This window comes from Spirosoma jeollabukense (assembly GCF_054777855.1).
This window is the reverse complement of the sequence record NZ_BAAHAD010000005.1, coordinates 230,965-250,006: the sequence shown is the minus strand read 5'-3', so window position 1 is coordinate 250,006 and position 19,042 is coordinate 230,965. Positions and strand designations below refer to the sequence as shown.

Below are 19,042 nucleotides of genomic sequence, written 5' to 3'. Positions count from 1 at the left end.
CTTTATTTTTCCAGTTTTTATAGGCTTGCTTTAGGCCTGCTTTTGCTATTGATCGAACAAGTTTCGCCAGATGATATATACCCAACATGTTGTTGGTAAATGATTTTTTTCAGGTACTCAGCATAAGGCAATGGTAAACACTACGTATACAAAAATCAGCCGCCGGATCGGCTGGTTTTTCGGGGGGCTGATCGCCTTCAGTGCAAGCGTTGTATTTCAGCGATGTGGTGTCGAGAAACCTGCAGCCATTGCCCAACTGGCCGACAAACTTCCCGCCAAACTCGACTACAACCGGCACGTCAAACCCATACTGTCGGATAAATGCTTTCTGTGCCATGGTCCCGACAAGGCTAGCCAGAAAGGCGGGCTGGAACTGGCAACGCGCGAAGGTGCCATGGCCGCCCTCAAAGACTCACCGGGTAAACACGCCATCGTACCCGGTGATTTGGGCAGCAGTGCGCTATACCAACGCATCATTACGACGGACGAGAAGGAAATGATGCCGCCCAAAGCCTCGAACCGGGTACTGACGGATTATGAGAAAGCCGTGCTGTTTAAGTGGATCGAACAGGGCGCCGAATATAAACCGCACTGGGCGTTGATCAAACCAGAAAAACCGCAATTGCCCAGCGTACAACAGGCGCAGTGGCCCCAAAATCCAATCGACTTCTTTGTCCTTAAGAAGATGGAGGAAAACGGGCTCAAACCATCTCCGCAGGCCGATAAAGAAACGCTGCTACGTCGGGTGTCGCTTGATTTAACGGGGCTGCCACCAACCCTCGACGAGATCGATGCGTTTCTGGCTGATACCTCGCCAAATGCCTACGAAAAAGTGGTGAATCGGTTGGTGCAATCCCCTCATTACGGCGAGAAAATGGCGGTTGACTGGCTGGATCTGGCCCGCTACGCGGATACTCATGGCTACACCGTTGACCGGCCCCGGCCCATGTGGCCCTGGCGGGATTGGGTGATTCAGTCATTCAATAAGAACCGTCCGTTCAGCCAGTTTCTGACCTGGCAACTGGCGGGCGATCTGTTGCCTAGGCCCACGCGGGAACAGCGGCTGGCAACGGGTTTCAACCGGAATCACTCCCAGAATATGGAGGGGGGCATTATCAACGAGGAGTTTCGGGTCGAATACGTAGCCGACCGCACCAATACACTGGGAACGGCCATGCTGGGTCTGACGGTCGAGTGCGCCCGTTGCCACGATCACAAATTCGATCCCATCTCCCAGAAAGACTATTACAGCCTTTTTGCTTTTTTCAACAACATCGACGAAGTCGGCCAGATTTCCTGGGATGATGCCATGCCGGTACCGACCATGCTCTTGACCGATAAGAAACAGGATAGCCTGCTGGCTTACATCGACGCCAAGATCAAAACGGTCGAAACCGCGCTCAATCAAACGGTCCGTAGCGAGCAAAAAGCATTTGACCAGTGGCAGGCTAAAATCGGTCCGTCGCTTCCCGTTGAGCTGAAGGCCGGTTTACAAGCACATTTTACGTTCGACAGGCTGATTGACGGTCGATTTGTTAGTGACATCAACCCGAAAGACAGCGGCAACGTGGCTGATCCGGTGCTGGTGCCGGGGAGACGGGGAAACGCCTTTCAATCCAACGGTGACGATATTCTCAGGCTGGGGCAGGTGGGTGTTTTCAACCGGGCGCAGCCTTTTTCAATCGGCGTGTGGGTGAACATTCCCAACGACGTAGTGAAAGCAGCGCTCATTCACAAAGGCAATGGCGACATTCTATACAATTTTCGGGGGTATTACCTGAATATCCGTGATGGGAAAGCGGAGTTGCTAATGGCCCACACCTGGCCCTATAACAGCCTGGTTCGGGTGAGTCGGCAACGGCTGCCGACAGAAAAATGGATTCACCTGACCATGACCTACGACGGTTCCAGCAAAGCCAATGGCCTCCGACTTTACGTTGACGGTAAGGAAATGGCGCTGCTCACTGAAAAGGACAACCTCTATAAAGACATCCTGTTCAAAGGCAAACAAACGGGCCTGATGGTAGGCGCTGATATGCGGGGACCGGGTTTTAAGAAGGGGGGCGTAGATGAACTGACCGTGTACAACCGGGCGCTGACACCCCCGGAAGTGCGGGCGCTGGCCCAGTTTGGGGCGACTGTTACGTCCATGCCGGGTGAGCCACTGATTGGTTATTATCTCAGTAACGTATCGCCCGTGTATCGACAGCAGCAACTGGCCTTACAAAAACTACGGGCCGAGCGAAACCGGGTGGTGGAAGACATTCCGGAAACCATGGTGATGGAGGAAATGAAAATACCCCGGCCAACCTTCGTGCTCAAACGGGGTGCCTATGATGTGCCCGGCCAGCGGGTGCAGCCCGACGTACCGGCCAGCGTGTTGCCGTTTTTGCCCGGCTTACCGCGCAACCGGCTGGGATTGGCCCAATGGCTGCTCCATCCCGATAATCCCCTGACCGCCCGCGTGGTGGTGAACCGCTACTGGCAGACGTATTTTGGAACGGGCCTACAGAAGTCGGCGAACAATTTCGGGAATCAGGGCGGACTGCCCACGCATCCTGAATTGCTGGATTGGCTGGCTGTTACGTTCCGGGAGTCCGGCTGGAATATGAAAGCGATGCAAAAGCTGATTGTGCTGTCGGCCACGTATCGGCAGGCATCCCGTGCCACGCCCGAAGGCTTCCGGAAAGATCCGGAAAACACATGGCTGTCGCGCGGGCCTATGTTCCGGCTAACGGCTGAAATGATCCGGGATAATGCTTTGCGGGCCAGTGGACTGCTGGTCGAAAAAATGGGTGGGCCGAGTGTAAAACCCTATCAACCCGACGGCTTGTGGGCCGTCAATAATGCGGTCTATGAACCCGATACTGGCGCAAATCTATACCGCCGGAGTCTGTATACCTTCGTTCGCCGGACCAACCCACCGCCGTCGATGAGTACGTTCGATGCACCCTCTCGCAGCTATTGTGTGGTGCAGCGACAGAAAACCAGTACCCCTCTGCAAGCCCTGATTTTGCTCAACGATCCGCAGTTTGTGGAAGCGGCCAGGGTGGTGGCAGAGCGCTCGTTGGCGCAACAACAAACGCTTCCTGGCCAACTGACGCAGGTATTTCGGGTATTGACCAGCCGAAAACCCACGTCAAAAGAATTGGCCATTCTAACGCGACTGTACCGGCAGGAATACCAGAAATTTAAGCAATCACCGGCAAAAATGCAGGGTTGGCTGCTAGCGGGTGAACATAAATCGAACGTAGTAACCGACCGGCCGGCGCTGGCGGCCGGGGCGGTGGTGGCCAGCACCGTCATGAATTCAGACGCTTTCATTACAAAGCATTAACCCAACAATGCCATGAACGATACCGTAACGCAATCCCTGGCCGATACCTTTAACCGACGGTCGTTTCTAACGAAAGCTACGTTGGGCCTGGGCTCAATAGCCCTTGGGACGTTGTTGCCGCAGCAACTTCTGTCAAAATCAGCACCTGCCGAGCGGGCGTTGTCATCCGCACCGATTATTCCCAAAGCCCGGCGGATCGTGTACATGTGCCAGAGTGGCGGGCCGTCGCAGCTGGAGCTGTTTGATTATAAGCCGTATCTGAAAACGATGCATGGGAAGGACCTGCCTGCTTCAGTACGGAAAGGACAACGGCTAACGAGCATGAGTGCTCAGCAATCGGCGCTGCCGCTGGTGAGTTCCCCCTATGCCTTTGCGCAGCATGGCAAAAGTGGCGCCTGGGTGAGTGAGTTACTGCCGTACACCAGCAAGGTCGTGGATGAACTATGCTTTATCAAATCCATGTATACCGAGCAGATCAACCACGACCCGGCTCTGACGTTCTTCCAGACGGGCAACCAACTCGCCGGGCGCCCCAGTATCGGATCCTGGGTAAGTTACGGGCTTGGGTCGGCGAATGATAATCTGCCCGCGTTTATCGTACTAGTCTCGAAAAATGCCCCACAGGATCAGCCGCTCTACGCCCGGCTTTGGGGTAATGGGTTTTTACCGTCCAGGCATCAGGGCGTGCAGTTTCGCTCCGGCACCGATCCAGTTTTGTACCTGAGCAACCCCGGCGGCTACACATCGTCGGATCGGCGGTATATGCTCGATGCCTTGAAAGACCTCAATCGGGTTCAGGAAGAAATCTACGGTGATCCGGAAATTACCAACCACATTGCGCAATATGAAATGGCTTTTCGGATGCAGGCGTCGGTGCCGGAAGTCAACAACCTGTCGGATGAACCGGACTGGGTGTTTGATCTGTACGGGCCCGAAGCACGGACACCCGGTACGTTTGCCGCCAATTGTTTAATGGCCAGACGCCTGCTGGAACGTGACGTAAAGTTCGTGCAGCTCTATCACCAGGGCTGGGACCAACACGGAGACTTGCCCAAAGGAATTGCCCGGCAGTGCAAAGCGACCGATCAGGCGTCGGCGGCTCTGGTACTGGACCTGAAACAGCGCGGTTTGCTGGAGGATACCATCGTGGTGTGGGGCGGTGAATTTGGCCGGACCAACTACTCGCAGGGGAAGTTGACCAAAGACAACTACGGGCGTGACCATCATCCGCGCTGCTTCACAATGTGGATGGCGGGGGGCGGCATAAAACCGGGCATTACGTATGGCGAGACGGATGAGTTCGGCTACAATATCGTGCGCAATCCCGTTCACGTCCATGATTTCCAGGCGACATTGTTGCACCTGATGGGGGTGAATCACGAAAAACTTACCTACGAATTCCAGGGCCGCCGTTTCCGGTTGACCGACGTAGCCGGGAAAGTAGTGAAGGGCCTTCTGGTTTGACAACAACTCTATTCGCCGGTCCGACGCTTCGGTTTTAGAAACCTTATAAGTGAGTTTGAGTTAGTTTTTTCGGCGATGGTTCGGCGAAGTTGAACCTATGCTCAACACTTCCAGCTCAACCCCACGCTAACGATTGGCTGTCCATAAGCCGCTTACTTTTTTATTTATTGTTCTTTCTGAAGGTAGCTGGTGACACACCCACTCGTTTTCCGAATAAGCGGATAAAGTACTTAGGATCTTCATAACCCAGACGACTGGCAATCTCCTGGATGCTTAAGTTAGTATACACCAGCAAGCGTTGTGCTTCTGTCAACACTGCTTGCTGGATATGATACGTAACCGAAAAGCCGGTAACTGACTTGACCGTATCGTTGAGGTGACTAGCCGATACATTCAGCTGTTGGGCATAGGCCGACGGCTTTTTACAGGTAAGGGCCTGCTGGTTCAGCAACTGACGGAAATTCTTTGTCAACTCCAGGTTGCGCGAGGAGTGGTCCCGGATGCGTTCATATACCTGGGCCTGAAAAATAGCAGCAATTCGGTAAATAACCCCATTGAGCAGTGCCTGAACAAGTTGATGGTAAAAAATGACCATTTTCCGTTCGTTCAGTACCTGATCAAGCAGCGTAAGTATCGTCCTGAACCACTCATTTTCGACCTCATTGATGGCTACTAACGTAACGATTGACAGCGACTGTTCGAGTAAGCCTCTGGCTGTTTCGTCAATCAGTTTGGCATCGAACAGAAGAATCCAGCCCCGACACTGATGGGCAGAACTGACTTGATGAATCTGGCCCGGATAGGATACCAGAAGGGACGTTTTGTTAATAGTAACAGGCTGAAAATCAATATTAAGGTCGGTAGTGCCTTCTTCAAGAAAGAAACAGGTGTAATGGTCATGCCGATGCGGAATAGCCATTTCAATCTGATGCTGTTGTATCACCGGATGAGACAACGGAAAAAGGGCTATCCCGTCCGAAATTTCAGCCATCTGGTACACATGTATGGGTTCTTTGGCCATAGGCTTTGTTTTGGCCTAGTGCCAAAATCCGTGTGCATAGATAGTTGCGTACCGATCCGCTCTGATTTTCAGCTTTTTTCGTAATTCCTTAACCATGGGTATGTAACCCGCAATATAAATTGACGAATAGTTGCTTAGATCTTTAGAATAGGACCATTGGTTCAAACTTTCCAGACTATTGCCCTCAGGGTTGACTATAAAATCAAATTCCGGGTTTTCACGGCTCAAGGTAGCCGGAATCTGGTAGTTATCATGAAGAAATACGCCTGCCTCCAAAGGATAGTCTGTTGGATCGGTCAACTGTTTTAACCCCAATACGTGACCAAGGGCACTACCATCAACCAGGCACAAAACTTTACCCGGTTTTGCCGGTAAGGGTGCCGCATGAGCAGGCCCCACAATGATCTGATCACCCGGCCGAACACGTTGTGCCCAGCGGCTACCGGCTCCCTCATGCCCGGCCTCTACATACAGCGTACAAATTCCTTTCTCAGCCTCCCACCAGGCAGGCGTGTAATCCCGATAGTCAAACTCATCCACCTTACATTTAAGCCGACGGACGCTTTTCCATTTACTCATATCGACGGTCGGCAGGTACAGGTCTATTTCATACATGGTAGCCGGGTTCCATGTTCTGACATCCAGCACGTTGGCATATGCCAACGTTTTTTCCATCAGCTTAAAGGCAGCCCTTTTAATGATATTTGCCATAGCTATTGTTTTTTTCCTGGCAAAAGTAAACGACGCAGATGGGCGATTTGTCCGACAAATGACGGTTTGTGGTGGACAAATCACGCTTTGATGCTGAACTTGCGCCATGGATGGATTAGGTACCTTGGTTTGAATTGTATAATTTTGCTACATGGCACAAATTGAAACGCTGGAAGATTTCTACCAAAAGAAATTCAATTGGTTGCCCGATAACCTGCAACAGGATATTGGGCATTTCAATGTATTTCGATTAGAAGATTGTATTGGGCCAACGGCTGTTCCCGTTCAGTATAGCCGCCGGGATTTTTATAAGATTAGCCTGATCCGGGGGCGAAATGTATATCACTACGCGGATAAGAGCATCGAGATCGAGGGGTCGACACTTATGTTTTTCAACCCGCAGGTGCCCTATGCCTGGGAGTCAAAATCGGAGGATAAAACGGGCTTTTTCTGCATCTTTAAAGAAGCTTTTTTTACCCAGAAAATTCGGGGTAGCGTGCATGAATTGCCCATGTTCAGCGCGGGTGGCAAACCTTCTTATTTACTTGATCCGTCTCAGGATGAACATGTTAGTCAATTATTTGTGAAAATGATTGATGAAATGAACGGTGATTACCAGTATAAGTATGACCTGCTTAGAAACTACGTAACGGAGTTGATTCACTATGCGCTCAAAATGCAGCCCTCCGAAACGCTCTACCAGCACGCCGATGCCAAATCCCGGATTACGGCCGTTTTTACCGAATTACTGGAGCGCCAGTTTCCCATCGAATCGCCGGCGCAGCGGTTTAAGCTGCGGTCAGCCAACGACTTTGCCCAGCAGCTTTCGGTGCATGTGAATCACCTGAACCGGTCCATTCGGGAAACAACCGGCCGAACCACAACCGACCATATTGCGGAACGCCTGGCAAGTGAAGCCAAAGCCTTACTGAAGCATACCGACTGGAATATTGCCGAAATCAGTTATAGCCTTGGCTTTGAAGAACCCGCTCATTTCAATAACTTTTTTAAAAAGCAGACCCAATTGACACCCTCCGCGTATCGTACTGTTTGAATTTTGCAAGTATTCGTTTGAATGGCGCAAGCACCACCGCCTTGACACCCATTAATTTTGCTCTCGTTAAACGAGCAAAATTATGGTCAATGAAAAAGTTTGGTTTGTTACCGGGGCGTCTAAGGGCTTGGGCCTTAGCCTAGTTACCCAATTGCTGGCGGCTGGCCACTCCGTAGCCGCTACATCCCGACATGAGGACGAATTAATCAGGGCTGTTGGCCCACCGAGCGCCCATTTCTTACCCTTGCAGGTCGATCTGGCCAACGAGGCTAGTGTCGCGCTGGCTATTCAGAAAGCCCATGATACTTTCAACCGTATTGACGTAATCGTTAATAACGCAGGCTACGGCATCGGCGGCAGCATCGAGGAACTAACGGATCAGGAAACCAGGGCTAGTTTCGACGTCAACGTATTTGGCATGTTGAACGTGATCCGGAAGATAATGCCGTACCTGCGCGCCCAACAGTCCGGGCACATCATCAACATTTCGTCCATTGCCGGTATCGCGGGCAACACGGGTTGGGCAGTTTATGCCGCCACAAAATTTGCCGTCATAGGACTTTCTGAAGTGCTGGCTCAGGACGTTAACTCATTCGGTATCAACGTAACGGTAGTCGTTCCGGGTGCTTTTCGCACCAGTTTCCTCACGCCCGACTCCCTCATGCTGGCTGAGCATCCCATTGATGCTTACGCCGACGTTCGGGCGTCACACGCTAAGTACCTGACAATGGATGGTGCCCAGGCTGGTGATCCCGAAAAAGCGGCAGCGGTCCTGATTCAGGTCGCGAACCAGGTGAATCCCCCCCTTTATTTACTTCTGGGCAGCGATGCTTATCAGCGGGCGATGAACAAGCTTGACCTGCTTAACAACGCCTTTACACGTCAGGAAGCATTGACTACATCAACGGATTTTACCTACTAAAAAACAAAACATTTCCATGAATACACAACAGATTTGGTTCGTTACCGGAGCTTCCAAAGGCCTTGGCCTTTCATTAGTGAAACAATTGCTGAGCCAGGGCTTTTCCGTGGCCGCTACGTCCCGAAATACCGACGATCTACGCCAGGCTGTGGGCATTTCCGATACCCGCTTTTTGCCCCTGGCCGTAGACTTAAAAACCGAAGCTAGTGTGGCAGAGGCTATCAACACCACCATTGATCACTTTGGCCGTATCGACGTCGTGGTAAATAATGCGGGCTATGGGTTGTTAGGCAGTATCGAAGAACTGACCGATCAGGAAGCGCGCGAAAATTTCGATGTGAATGTGTTCGGTTCGCTGAACGTCATCCGGAATGTTATGCCACATCTGCGCGCCCAGCAGGCCGGGCACATTATTAATATCTCATCCATTGGTGGTTTCACGGGTGCATTCCCAGGATTTGGTATTTATTGTGCCACCAAGTTTGCGGTTGAGGGTTTCTCGGAATCGCTGGCTGCGGAGTCCAGCGCATTTGGTATCAACGTAACGGTGGTTGAGCCGGGCTACTTCCGAACGGATTTTCTTTCCTCCAGCTCGTTGGGCGTTCCGACTCGCCAGATTGACGCTTACGAAGCCGTCAGGCAGTCGCAGGTAGCTCACCAGACGGCGATCGCCGGGAATCAGCCGGGCGACCCTGAAAAAGCTGTTGCCGCGCTGATTCAACTGGCGTCGGTCGAAAACCCGCCGATGCATTTATTCTTAGGCCAGGATGCCTACGATATGGCGTATGTGAAAATAAAGGCCGTTCAAAACGACCTGGAAACCTGGAAGGACGTAACGGTGTCAACCGGTTTTACCGTTGACGCCTAAAAATTAAAAGAAATCATAAGGTGTTGACTATGAATATACTGCCTTACACTTTATGCGAAATTACAGGATCATGGAAACTAAACCATACATTGGCCTTTGGGTCACTAAAGACGGGTATATCCGTCATGAACTTCTGCCGAATGGCCGCTACGATGAAGCCAGAGGGTCCCGTAAAAGCGCGTACCAGGGTCGTTATACGCTGGAGGGAAACCACATTGAGTACGTAGACGATACCGGATTTACGGCTGACGGCGACTTTCGGGATGGCATTCTTTATCATGCCGGGATGGTCCTTTACAAAGAAGAGACGACCTAATTCCTGTTTTGGTAGAAATAACGTTTTTGCAACGTACTGGTAGACAGTGTACTATCAAAACGAGTGAACAAGCGTCTTTGACGAACGCCTGCTCACTCGTTTTGATTTCTCTGCTACGTATAGCTGGGGATTTACCTAAATCCGTTCAGCCAGATACGCGGCTACTTCAGCCAGCCGGTTTGAAAAGCCCCATTCGTTGTCATACCAGGCAGCTACCGACAACAGATCGCCTTCTTTCATGGTCAGCGGTAGATCAATAATAGACGAATGCGGATCGCCAACAATGCGCGACGAGGCCCATTCCCCTTCTAATACGTCCATCACCCCTTTCAGTGGACCTTCTGCAGCCGCCTTGCGGAACGCATCGTTTACCTCCTGCACCGTGCAGGGTTTTTCGGTAAGCAGGTTTAATTCGGCGATGCTGCCCGTGCGGGTTGGTACCCGATACGCTTTGCCGGTGATCTTGAGATCAGGCCAGATAAACTGCAACGCCCGCGCGGCTCCCGACGACGAAGGAATAATATTTTCAGCGGCTGCCCACGAATCGCGCCGGTCTTTCATCGGCTGATCGGTTAGGGACTGCGTGTTGGTATAGGAGTGAACCGTCGAGAAGAGTCCGGACGTGATGCCAAAGTTTTCTTTAATGACTTTCACCACCGACGCCAGCCCATTGGTCGTGCAACTGGCCATGCTGATAATCTTATGGTTTTCCGGATCGAACGAATCCAGGTTGATGCCTTTCAATAAAACCGCGTCGCAATCGGCCAGCGATTTGCTGGGGGCGCTGACCAAAACGTACTTGGCGCCCCGGTCGAGGTGAGCCTGTGCCCCGGCGCGGGTGGTGGCCCGGCCTGTACAGTCGACCACCAGATCGACGCCCAGAGCTGCCCAATCCGGTACCTCTTTGGCTGAATTGATGTATGGAATTTTTCGATCACCAACGGTAATATGGCCCTCTCCGCCCGAAACCGGCTCTGTCCAGCGCCCGTAATTGGTATCGACTTCAAACAAAGCCGCCAGCGTAGGCTCATCTTTAATGTCTGAGATAGAAACGGGAACGAACAAGTTGTGGCTAAGACCAACCCGAAGGAACTGCCGTCCAATTCGGCCGAACCCGTACAAGGCAATACGTTTCATACTGATTGTGATTAGATGGTTTGCGTAAGTATTGTTTCAGCAGGAGATGGCAGAATCCATCCTTCACCAGGGCTGAATCCATTGTCATCGTCCTATAAAGTCAACACGGTAAACGCGTCTACAGTTACCAAATCGCCTGTGTTAATTTATGAATAGGCCAAAATCTCACTGGTGAACAGGAAGCAGGACCGGCTGAAAACCCCGCCCGACTGGCTGCCAAACTCAGGCTCTATTGTAGACTTTTAATACAGGCTCGCGTAAGATGCGCCCTTTATCGAATAGGACGAAGGTGATCATGTCGGCTAAATCCTGCGGATCGACCCAGGTTGTAAAATCAGCGTCGGGCATAGCCTGCCGATTCGTGGATGTATCGATGGTGCTGGGCACGATAACGGTCGAAACAATACTGGTCGACTTACCACTGGCATTGATGATGTCCGATAATTGGAACAGCAACGACTTCGACAGGGCATAGGCGACCAGATGCTGCCCCGCCTGCACGTCCAGCGCCGGGCGAGCCCCAATCAGTACAAACCGACCACCGGTTGGTTGCTGGGTCATGTGGGCGAAAATCGGTTGTACGGCGTTGTAGGCTGTTTTGAAGTTCATCGTTAGCATGTTGTCGATCAGCGTGGCATCCGTCTCCAGCAACGAACCCGGCGCAAACCCGCCCGCCAGTAGCACAGCCGCGTCGATGGGCCCATGATTCGATATGACTTGTTGAACCAACGCGTCAACCGCCCCGGCATCGGTTAGGTCGACTGGATACGAAAACAGTTCACCAGGGGAGTCGGCCGATCGTTGATGGGTATTCGTGGCGGCATGCACTGTGGCAATAACCCGATGCCCCTGATTTAGCAAGGTTTGTGTGACGACGTGGCCTAAGCCTCCCGATGCGCCCGTTAGAAAAATGGTTGCCATAAAGAGTGTGACAGCTTGTGTTTTAGTTGATAAGATAAGGGTTTCAATCTGTAATTATTGATAAAATCGTTCGTAGACCCGCTCTTTGATCATGGCACTTATCGTATTAAAATCTTCCTGGCTGGGTATAATCGGGATAGATAGTAAGTGCATGGGTATGGGTGAGTTCCCCGCTTCGTAGGGCGGTTGCGCATAGGGGAAGGGATTGAGCGAAAACCCCTGTCGTTCGTAAAACTGAATCCGTCGGCGGCTGATATCGGCCTCGGCCCGTTCGACTTCCAACACATAATAGAAACTGTCGATACGTAGTAGCTCGTCGAGCGCCCGCTGGCCTAACTGGTTGCCACGCCGGGTTGGGTCAATGGCAAAATGCTCGACAAATAGTACGGACGGCCATTGCCAGTAGATGATAAATCCAACGAGCTGGCCCTGATCGATCAATGCGCACAGATGCATATCGGAGCAGGAGAGAAGCTGACGTAGCGCATTAAAACGGCGTCGTTCATTTGCTGGAAATGAGGATTCATACCAGGTCTGGATGGTGGACAGATGTGGGTGTTCAGCCGTGATTCGTAGAAAAGTCATACTCAAAAATAGGCCAGCCTGCCCTCATAACTCAATTAAACGGGTGCTTTGGCTAAAAGTAAGGCTACTGACTGGTTCGATAAACTCCTCAGTTGAACCAATTCCTGATATAGTTATATTTTAAGAAGTTTAACAGAAAGTCAGGGGTTTTATCTTTACTTTTTTAATGTGTTTTTAATGAACCGGTGTAAATTTGTTTTTCTAGCCGGTATGGACATACGTCGACGAAATTTTCTGGTGTACCGAATCCTATGCTTTCTGATGGCGCTTCACGTCCTCAATAGCAGCATAGACACGCCTGATAGGACTACGCTATCAGGTCGGGCCACTACGTACCACAAAGACTTGTCGATCAATGAAATAGAGAGTATCAGCGAGTTTGTACTGGAAAAGTGCCTGGGTATGGCGGATGCAATCCCGGAACATGATGACCCGGACGATGAGACTGAAGCTGCCGAACAGGAACAGGACTACGCGTTCACGCAACTGTTCCGGTTTACCCCCCTGTTGCCGTCCATTCATTATCTGACGAGAAGCACCTTATATTTTCGACCGGCCCACATGCCGATAGCCGTGTCGGAGATTATTGCCCCACCCCCTCAGTACAGGGCCTGAGCCAACGCTCGTACGCATTGCCGTATTGAGTTTTGGATGGGCTGCTTGAACGATCCATATCGTTTCCCTACCCTTTTTGCTACGTTCTTTTTATGTCAATTTCCAGCGACCTGGTTAGTTGAGAATCCATGTGGTTTTTCAGGTAGCGGTTGCTGATTTATCACTCTGTATATGAAAAACAAGGTAAGTCTGATGCCCCTGCTGGTCGGTTTACTGCTGGTTAGTTGCGCCACCAAAGACAACGGCGCGGAAAGTGAGCCGCCGGAGACACTGACACTGCCCGTGGTTCAACTGACACGACAATCGACAACGCTGAAACGGGACTACGTGAGTCGGTTAGAAGCCACACAAAATGTCGAGATCCGGGCTCGTGTGTCTGGTTTTCTGGAGAAAATTTACGTGGATGAAGGGCAGACGGTCCATAAAGGGCAATTACTCTTCAAATTGAATGAAGCCGAATACCAGGCCGAATTCGACCGGGCGAGTGCCAACCTCAATAGTGCTATTGCCAAAGCCAAAACCGATGAAGTTGAAATGGGGCGGGTGCAATTGCTGGTCGATAAAAAGATCGTGTCGCCCTCGGAACTGGAACTGGCGAAGGCCAAACTTGAAGCGGCACGGGCGGCTATTGACGAAATGAAATCGATTCGCGCAACGGCCGCACTACGGCTGTCGCATGCGGGTATCAAAGCGCCTTTTGATGGGACGATCAACCGGATTCCATTCAAGATGGGGAGTTTAATCGAGGAAGGAGCCCTGCTGACGACCGTTTCCGACGTGCGGGATGTGTATGCTTACTTCGACGTATCGGAGAAGGAATACCTGAATTACCTCAAAAAGAATCCCAAACGCGACGGTCGGAATGGGCAGGAAGTCGAAATGCTGCTCGCCGATGAAACGCCCTACGCCTACAAAGGACGCATCGAAACGATGGAAAGTGTCTTTGAAGAAGGGGCGGGCACGATTGCCTTCCGGGCGCGTTTCCCGAATCCCAACAAATTGCTCCGGCACGGCGCTTCCGGTAAAATTCGCCTGGCCAACCCGGTCAATGATGCGCTGCTGGTGCCTCAGAAAGCAGTATTTGAGGTGCAGGACAAGAACTACGTCTATGTGGTTGATGCGGCCAACAAAGTGAAAACCCGAAGTTTCGTGCCGCAGGGACGGGTAGACAGCAACTACATTGTCCTGTCGGGTCTAAAAGCGGGTGAGCGGGTCGTTTACGAAGGCATTCAGAACATCCGCGATGGTATGCTGATCATTCCCAAAGCATTTTCTGCCGACACGGTATCGTCTTCCAACACGGTTGCTAAACAATAACAGGTTCTCGGTTTACGGTTTCTGGTATACGGTTGGCTGACACATAAGTAGCTCGCGTCAGCCAACCGTATACCAGAAACCGTAAACCGAACCGACCACTGTAAACGGTTTTCTCATGTTTGATTTATTTATAAAAAGACCGCTGCTATCGGCGGTGATTTCGGTTGTCATTACGTTGCTGGGGGTGCTGGCGCTGACGGGCTTGCCAGTCACGCAGTTTCCCGACATTGTTCCGCCCTCCGTTACGGTAACGGCCAAATACACAGGCGCTAACGCCGAAGTGGCTACCAAAGCGGTTGCCATGCCGCTGGAACGGGCCATCAACGGGGTGCCGGGCATGGTATACATGAACTCGGTGTCGGGCAATGACGGCAGCACGATTATTCAGGTGTTTTTCAACGTAGGCACCGATCCCGATCTGGCGGCCATGGGCGTGCAGAACCGCGTAACCACCGTGTTGGACGAACTGCCCGAAGAAGTCATCAAGGCGGGGGTATCGACCGAAAAAGAGGTGAACAGTATGTTGCTTTACCTCAATATTTTCAGTGAAGACCCGTCGGTCGACGAGAAGTTCATTTACAACTTCGCCGACATCAACGTACTGGCCGAACTCAAGCGGATTGATGGCGTGGGCTTTGTCGACATTATGGGCTCGCGGGAATATTCGATGCGCGTCTGGCTCAAACCCGACCGGATGACGGCCTACGACGTATCGTCCGACGACGTTATTGCGGCCATTCGTAGGCAGAATGTGGAGGCAGCCCCCGGAAAAGCGGGCGAAAGCGCCGACCGGAAACCCAATATGCTTCAATACGTATTGCGCTATAGCGGTAAGTTCTTCGAGCCCAAACAATACGAAAATCTGGTGCTGCGGGCCGAACCAGACGGCTCGATTTTGCGCCTGAAAGATGTGGCCGAGGTGGAATTCGGGTCGCTGGATTACGACGTATTATCCAAAACCGACGGCCGACCATCGGCGTCGATCATGCTGAAACAACGCCCTGGCTCCAACGCCCGGGATGTGATCAACAACGTGAAAGCCCGCATGGCGGAGTTGAAGAAAACGAACTTTCCGCCCGGCATGACCTACAACTTCGCCTATGACGTATCGCGCTTTCTGGATGCGTCCATACATGAAGTTATCCGCACGCTGATCGAGGCATTCGTACTGGTGTTCCTGGTCGTGTTTCTGTTCTTGCAAGACTGGCGTTCCACGCTGATCTGTGCGCTGGCCGTGCCGGTCGCATTGGTCGGTGCCTTTGCGTTCATGAGCCTGATCGGGTTTTCGATTAACCTGCTCACCCTGTTTGCGCTGGTGCTGGCCATCGGTATCGTAGTCGACAACGCCATTGTGGTCGTTGAAGCCGTACACGCTAAAATGGCCGAAAACGGGGCTGGCCATCTGTCGCCACGAGCCGCTACGTTTGCTGCCATGAAGGAAATCAGCGGGGCGCTGGTCGCGATTACGCTGGTGATGTCGGCGGTGTTTGTGCCGGTCGCGTTCATGTCGGGTCCGGTTGGGATTTTCTATCGACAGTTCTCGCTAACGCTGGCGGTTGCCATTGTTATTTCCGGCGTCAATGCCGTTACGTTAACCCCGGCTTTATGCGCGCTCTTGCTACGTAATACCCACGGCCATGCGCCCAAGGGCCTTTTAGGGCGCTTTTTTGCCAGTTTCAACCGAGGCTTCGACAAACTAACGGGTCGCTACCAGGGCTTGCTCAACCGGGTGGCCAGCCGGGGTTTGGTAACGGTGGCGATGTTTCTGGTATTCGTGGCCGGCACCTGGGGCATCAGTTCACTCCTGCCCAGCGGGTTCATTCCGACTGAAGATCAGGGCATGATTTACGTCAACGTAACGACTCCGGTTGGGGCAACCGTCAAACGGACCGAAGACGTTCTGGATAAAATTCAACAGGTTGCATCGAAAATGGAGGCCGTCGAGAACGTATCGACGCTGGCGGGGTATAGTCTGATGACCGATGGCGTGGGAGCGTCTTACGGGATGGGGATGATCAACCTGAAAACCTGGGATCAGCGGACTCAAACGATGGAGGACATTATTGCCGCGCTGGAAGCGAAAACCCGGCCCATTCAGGATGCCAGCATCCAGTTCTTTCCGCCACCCACCGTTCCCGGCTTCGGGAATTCCAGCGGTTTTGAACTACGGATGCTCGACCGTACGGGCTCCGGCGATCTGCAAAAGACCAAAAAAGTGGCCGATGAGTTCATTGCGGCCTTGAAAAAACGGCCTGAAATCGGAAACGCGTTTACGAGTTTCGACCCAAGTTTTCCGCAGTATCTGTTGCAGGTCGATCAGGACAAAGCCGCTCAGAAAGGTGTGTCGATTGACAACGCCATGAGTACGCTGCAAACGCTGATGGGAAGCTATTATGCCTCCAATTTCATCCGTTTCGGGCAGATGTACAAAGTCATGGTGCAGGCCCTGCCCGAATACCGGGCCAAGCCCGAGGACGTACTGGCGCTGCGGGTCAAAAACGATCAGGGCGAAATGGTGCCGTTCGCCAACTTTATCAGCCTCAAGCGGGTGTACGGGCCGGAGCAGATTACCCGCTACAACATGTACATGTCGGCCCTCATCAACGGCGACCCGGCACCGGGCTACAGCAGTGGCGATGCCCTGAATGCCGTTCAGGAAGTGGCCGCGAACGTACTACCACGCGGCTACTCGTTTGAATGGTCAGGCATGTCGCGGGAGGAAGTCTTGTCGGGCGATCAGGCTATTTACATCTTTCTGCTCTGTCTGATCTTCGTGTACCTGCTGCTGGTGGCGCAGTACGAAAGCCTGTTTTTGCCGTTGTCGGTACTGCTGTCGTTACCGGCGGGGATTTTTGGCTCGTTTTTGTGCCTGCAACTGGCGGGGCTGCAAAACAACATTTATGCGCAGGTTTCGCTGGTTATGCTCATCGGTTTGCTGGGAAAAAATGCCATTCTGATCGTGGAATTTGCCAACCAGCGTCAGCAGGAGGGACTCTCCATTGTGAAGGCGGCTATTGAGGGAGCTGTCACGCGGTTACGACCAATTCTGATGACGTCCCTGGCCTTTACTGCCGGGCTGATTCCGCTCTGTATTGCCTCTGGGGCCGGAGCCGTAGGAAACCGATCCATTGGTACGGCGGCTGCGGGCGGCATGCTCATTGGCACCGTATTTGGGCTGGTGCTGGTGCCGGGCCTTTATAGTCTGTTTGCTAAACTGGCGCAGCGATTCGCATCGAAAACCCCACCTGCCGACGACGAATCATTGCCACATATCCCTTCCAAGAAAACAAATGGTGCCTTACTTGAACAAGCCTAAAATGGGTTATCGTCTCGGTTTGCTTCTTTTTCTGGTCAGCCTGAGCGGTTGCCGGGTTATGCATACGCCACCGAAAATGCCGGACGTTTCACTACCCGTATCGTTTGCGGGCAGCACCGACTCTACCACTATCGGGCGTTTACCCCGGCAAACTCTCTTTGCCGATAAAAATCTGGTGCAACTGATTGATACGGCATTGACCCAAAATCCTGATCTTCGGATGGCGCTCCAACGTATCGAGATGGCGCAGGCCAGTTTCCAGATCAGCCGGGGTGCGTTGCTGCCGAGCGTGAACGCCGTTGCTGCCGCCGGGGTTGACCGATACGGAAAATATACCCTGAACGGCGTGGGAAATTATGACACGAATCTATCCGAAAACATAGTCGGTCAGAGCCGCATTCCCAACCCCACACCTGATTACTTCCTGGGATTGCGCAGTTCGTGGGAACTGGACATCTGGGGTAAACTGCGCAACCGACGACGGGCCGCCTATACGCGCCTGCTAGCATCACAGGAAGGGCGCAACCTGGTCGTTACGGCCCTCACGGGTGAGGTAGCCCGGCTGTACTACACGCTCCTGGCGCTCGATGCCGAACTGGACATTATTCGGGAGAATGAAGCGCTACAGCAACGGGCTGTTGAACTGGTGAACGTACAGAAAGCCGCCGGTCGCGTAACGGAGCTGGCGGTGCAGCAGTTTACGGCTCAATTGTTGAACACCCGCAGTCGGGAGGGTGGGGTTCGGCAGGAGATTGTCGACGCCGAGAATCAGTTGAATACGTTACTGGGTCGGTATCCGCAGCCGATCGTCCGGGGGCAATCCATCGAAGATCAAAAAATTCCAGCTCAGATACTGGCTGGTCTGCCGTCTCAAGTAGTACGTCGTCGGCCCGACATTCGGCAGGCAGAACGTGAACTGGAGGCCGCCAACGTCGATATTGCCGTGGCCCAGGCCGAGTTTTTGCCCTCGCTGACACTAACGCCCTACGTAGGCTTTAATGCGTTTCGCGTGTCCTCGCTGTTGGACCCGGCGTCCATTGCGGCTGGTGCCATTGGCGGACTGGCGGCCCCTATTTTCAATCGCCGGTTATTGAAAGGAAATTATACGATTTCCGTTGCCCGGAGTCGGGAAGCTTATTTTGCCTATCAAAAAACGATTCTGACCGGCGTTAGCGAAGTGGTGAGCAGCCTGAAGGGATTGGACAACTTCCGGAACGTAGCGGAACTGCAACGGCAGGAAGTGGCCGTGCTGCGGCAGGCCGCTACGACGTCGAATGAATTGTTTGTGAATGGCTATGCTACGTATCTGGAAGTGATCACGGCCCAACGTAGTGTGCTGGACGCCGAACTGGCCCTGGTCGAAACAAAGCGGTCACAGTTTCTGTCGCTGATCGGTTTATACCGGGCTCTGGGTGGCGGATGGGAGTAAGAAGATACACGCGCTGTTCGGGTAAACTA

Annotated in this window: 15 protein-coding genes; 10 read left to right on the top strand and 5 right to left on the bottom strand. The window is 52.5% G+C overall.

Features of this window, described 5'->3' with window-relative positions:
- Positions 1–130: 130 nt before the first annotated feature.
- A complete protein-coding gene (locus ACYVEA_RS20440) occupies positions 131–3,337 on the top strand; it encodes a DUF1553 domain-containing protein (RefSeq protein WP_461115287.1) in 3,207 nt (1,068 codons plus the stop codon).
- 12 nt (positions 3,338–3,349) lie between these two features.
- Entirely contained in the window at positions 3,350–4,801 is a 1,452-nt protein-coding gene (locus tag ACYVEA_RS20435) for a DUF1501 domain-containing protein (protein ID WP_461115286.1), read from the top strand.
- Positions 4,802–4,961: 160 nt separating this feature from the next.
- Here the strand turns inward: ACYVEA_RS20435 and ACYVEA_RS20430 are convergent, their stop codons facing one another.
- Both ACYVEA_RS20430 and ACYVEA_RS20425 read right to left on the bottom strand, forming a co-directional pair.
- The gene (locus ACYVEA_RS20430) at positions 4,962–5,822 is read right to left on the bottom strand and encodes a helix-turn-helix domain-containing protein (protein WP_461115285.1); all 861 of its coding nucleotides are present in this window, start codon (positions 5,820–5,822) and stop codon (positions 4,962–4,964) included.
- 15 nt (positions 5,823–5,837) lie between these two features.
- Entirely contained in the window at positions 5,838–6,533 is a 696-nt protein-coding gene (locus ACYVEA_RS20425; RefSeq protein WP_461115284.1) for a ferredoxin reductase domain-containing protein, read from the bottom strand.
- Between the two features lie 151 nt (positions 6,534–6,684).
- Between ACYVEA_RS20425 and ACYVEA_RS20420 the strand changes: the two genes are divergently transcribed.
- From ACYVEA_RS20420 to ACYVEA_RS20405, 4 genes are all read left to right on the top strand, one after another.
- A complete protein-coding gene (locus ACYVEA_RS20420; protein WP_461115283.1) occupies positions 6,685–7,587 on the top strand; it encodes a helix-turn-helix domain-containing protein in 903 nt (300 codons plus the stop codon).
- A gap of 82 nt (positions 7,588–7,669) precedes the next feature.
- On the top strand, positions 7,670–8,509 hold the full coding sequence (locus tag ACYVEA_RS20415) for an SDR family NAD(P)-dependent oxidoreductase (protein ID WP_461115282.1): 840 nt from the start codon (positions 7,670–7,672) through the stop codon (positions 8,507–8,509).
- A gap of 16 nt (positions 8,510–8,525) precedes the next feature.
- Positions 8,526–9,377 carry an oxidoreductase gene (locus tag ACYVEA_RS20410; protein WP_461115281.1) on the top strand — a complete coding sequence of 284 codons (852 nt, stop codon included), beginning with the start codon at positions 8,526–8,528 and terminating at the stop codon, positions 9,375–9,377.
- A 70-nt stretch (positions 9,378–9,447) separates the two neighbouring features.
- Positions 9,448–9,693: an Atu4866 domain-containing protein gene (locus tag ACYVEA_RS20405; protein WP_461115280.1), complete on the top strand. Its 246-nt coding sequence runs from the start codon at positions 9,448–9,450 to the stop codon at positions 9,691–9,693.
- 135 nt (positions 9,694–9,828) lie between these two features.
- Here ACYVEA_RS20405 and ACYVEA_RS20400 read toward each other — a convergent pair whose 3' ends face one another.
- The 3 genes from ACYVEA_RS20400 to ACYVEA_RS20390 all read right to left on the bottom strand — a co-directional run bounded on the left by ACYVEA_RS20400 (position 9,829) and on the right by ACYVEA_RS20390 (position 12,336).
- Positions 9,829–10,830, bottom strand: a complete 1,002-nt coding sequence (locus ACYVEA_RS20400; RefSeq protein ID WP_461115279.1) for a type I glyceraldehyde-3-phosphate dehydrogenase — start codon at positions 10,828–10,830, stop codon at positions 9,829–9,831.
- Between the two features lie 222 nt (positions 10,831–11,052).
- Positions 11,053–11,751, bottom strand: a complete 699-nt coding sequence (locus ACYVEA_RS20395) for an SDR family NAD(P)-dependent oxidoreductase (protein ID WP_461115278.1) — start codon at positions 11,749–11,751, stop codon at positions 11,053–11,055.
- A gap of 54 nt (positions 11,752–11,805) precedes the next feature.
- Positions 11,806–12,336 carry a GNAT family N-acetyltransferase gene (locus ACYVEA_RS20390; protein ID WP_461115277.1) on the bottom strand — a complete coding sequence of 177 codons (531 nt, stop codon included), beginning with the start codon at positions 12,334–12,336 and terminating at the stop codon, positions 11,806–11,808.
- Between the two features lie 210 nt (positions 12,337–12,546).
- Between ACYVEA_RS20390 and ACYVEA_RS20385 the strand changes: the two genes are divergently transcribed.
- The 4 genes from ACYVEA_RS20385 (at position 12,547) to ACYVEA_RS20370 (ending at position 19,013) form a co-directional block, all read left to right on the top strand.
- Positions 12,547–12,951, top strand: coding sequence for a hypothetical protein (locus ACYVEA_RS20385; RefSeq protein WP_461115276.1), 405 nt, complete (start codon positions 12,547–12,549; stop codon positions 12,949–12,951).
- Between the two features lie 171 nt (positions 12,952–13,122).
- A complete protein-coding gene (locus tag ACYVEA_RS20380) occupies positions 13,123–14,268 on the top strand; it encodes an efflux RND transporter periplasmic adaptor subunit (RefSeq protein WP_461115275.1) in 1,146 nt (381 codons plus the stop codon).
- Between the two features lie 115 nt (positions 14,269–14,383).
- Positions 14,384–17,584, top strand: coding sequence for an efflux RND transporter permease subunit (locus ACYVEA_RS20375; RefSeq protein ID WP_461115274.1), 3,201 nt, complete (start codon positions 14,384–14,386; stop codon positions 17,582–17,584).
- Between the two features lies 1 nt (position 17,585).
- Positions 17,586–19,013, top strand: coding sequence for a TolC family protein (locus ACYVEA_RS20370; RefSeq protein WP_461115273.1), 1,428 nt, complete (start codon positions 17,586–17,588; stop codon positions 19,011–19,013).
- Positions 19,014–19,042 lie beyond the last annotated feature (29 nt).